Annotated in this window: 1 protein-coding gene; it reads right to left on the bottom strand. The window is 55.3% G+C overall.

Annotated features, from left to right (window positions below):
* Nucleotides 1-54 precede the first annotated feature (54 nt).
* On the bottom strand, nt 55-512 hold a 458-nt coding region (locus RYA97_RS02585; protein ID WP_316891833.1), incomplete at its 5' end, for a hypothetical protein.

The raw sequence follows: 512 nt of genomic DNA on the forward strand, positions 1-512 counted from the left end.
CTTTATTTCCATCTTTCTCAAATTAAGCAGGCTGACTTGGTTGCTTTGGCGGGATTAGTCGAAGAGACCGAATCCCATATCCTCATCTGATTCCTCCGACTCTTCCTTTGCTTCAGCTTTGGCAGGGGCTGCAGCAGCCGCAGGGGCAGCAGTGGTGGCAGCAGCTGCAGGGGCAGCAGCCGCAAATGCAGATGGATCAGCCAGGAAGGCCTTGACCTTTTCAGTAAGTGGGAAGGTGTACTCAGTCTCCACAGACAATGCCAGGACGCGCTTGTACCCATTGATGATGGAGTGTGGCACCGAGGCAACAGTTGGGTACCCGATCTGCAGACACACACTGGCCACGTTGCGGACACCCTCCAGAAAGCGAGAGTGCAGGGCCTGCTCTGTGATGTCGAGCACTTCAGGGTTATAAATGCTGCCGTTGTCAAACACCTGCTGGATGATCAGCCCGAAGGAGAAGGGGGAGATGTTCAGCATGTTCAGCAGAGTGGCCTCGCTGGCTCCCACCT

Source organism: Pseudomonas syringae group sp. 26L6, from assembly GCF_032587815.1.
Lineage (GTDB): Bacteria > Pseudomonadota > Gammaproteobacteria > Pseudomonadales > Pseudomonadaceae > Aquipseudomonas > Aquipseudomonas amygdali.